The sequence below is a fragment of the Pseudomonadota bacterium genome (assembly GCA_040752895.1).
In the GTDB taxonomy this organism is placed as follows: Bacteria; Pseudomonadota; Alphaproteobacteria.
Genome location: JBFMHN010000017.1, coordinates 1 through 1,553 on the forward strand (window position 1 = coordinate 1; position 1,553 = coordinate 1,553).

A 1,553-nucleotide genomic window follows, 5' to 3' on the forward strand; every position below is an offset into this window, starting at 1 on the left:
CATCGCCGTCCGGTTAATCGACGGAGGCTGATTGCAAAAGCGTGGGTCCCCCGGTGACATGAGCGAAGGACTTCCAGCGTCGGCGCGACGGGCAGAACCGTCTTCGGCGGCGATGCGGACTGCGCCGCTCCAGCAGGATCGCCCCCAGCCGGGTATACGCGGACGGCAACGTGCGCAAACTCGGGAACTTGATCTCGACGCCGGGGTTCATCCGCCGAATCTGGTCGTCCCGTATTTGGGACACGCAGTAGTCGTTGGCGGCCTGAGCCAGCTTCGGGAAGAGCTTGGCGGGCGAAAGCTGCTCCGGCAAGACTCCCGCTTTTTCCGCGATCTTGGCCTGCGCCACACGGAATGCCGCGTGCACCAACGCCGCGGCGTAGACTTGCTGGGCGACGATGTTGGGATGCATCGCGTAGAGACCGCCCAGCTCGAGGGTTTCCTTCAGGTCCAGGAACAGCCGCTCGACCGACCAGCGCAGGCCGTAGAGCTTGACCGCGTCTTCGGCCGACAACATCTTGGGGTCGAGAACGCTCGTCAACAAGTCCAGACTGCGGCCCTGGCCGCGAAACTGGATGAGTCGCAGCTTCCTCTTGGGCTCCCCGACGCCGCAGCCCACCTCCACCAACAAGTCCTCCAAGAGCGTGCGACTGCCCTGCTGGCGAGACAGGACTTCCAGCCGCTTGATCCTGAGCCGACCGTTCTTGCGAAAGAGCCCGAACAGCTTGGCGTCGGCCAACACGCGGAAATACTGGAGCGACGAATAGAGCCGATCCCCTACGATCAGCGCGCCGGGAGCGATCCACCCCAAGGCTTTCTGGCCGCGGGTGAGCTCCGCTTGGGCAGCGTTGGGAAAGAACAGGAGTTCCCGGCAGAAGCCGCGGTAGAGATCGTAGAAGGCCGTCACGCAGCCGGGCAGTATAGGAGCCCGCACGTCGCGCAGGATCTTGAGCCCATGGCAGACCGCATCCAGTCGCGAGCCGTCCACGATATGGATTTCCGGGAAATGCTGACGCAACCCGCTCATCCAGGAAGCATACGCCTCGGGGGCTTTGGGGAGGATGCTCTGGACGAAAGCACGGTAGAGATGCATGAACAGCCCCGGTCGCTGGCCCTCTGCCTTCTCGAAGAATGCCTCCGCGCGAGCCAGCACCCGGGGCCACAGCTTGTCGCGGCCGCGACCCTTGCGCGTCTGGTCGATCCCATGGCGCAGCGACGGGGGGCGGCGCACGATGACCGCTGCCCAGAACAGGCACAGGGCGTAAAACGTCCACTTGCGCTCGCGCTCCGTCCCGCGGTGACGCTTGAAAACGGTTTCGCAGAGTGTTGGGGTCAGGTGAGACAGCAGCAACTCGACCATGCCAAGCAGGTCGACGCGCAAGTTCGCGGGCGCCGCTTTCTCGCGGCCCACGGGAATGCCAGACATCGTTGCAACAGCGGCTTGGGGCATTGGCACAACCATCCTGTGCCCCCGACCCTCGGCGAGGTCCTCGGCGGAGGAGCGCTAGAGTATAGGAAATCATGAAAAGCTATCGTCGGTTAACCGGACGGCGATG

1 protein-coding gene is annotated in these 1,553 nt (G+C 64.1%); it reads right to left on the reverse strand.

The window, feature by feature from the left end; all coding sequences use genetic code 11:
- Window positions 1-13 precede the first annotated feature (13 nt).
- Window positions 14-1,447 (reverse strand): transposase, encoded by a 1,434-nt coding sequence (locus AB1781_11390; GenBank protein ID MEW5705170.1) that lies wholly within the window; start codon window positions 1,445-1,447, stop codon window positions 14-16.
- Between the last annotated feature and the right edge of the window lie 106 nt (window positions 1,448-1,553).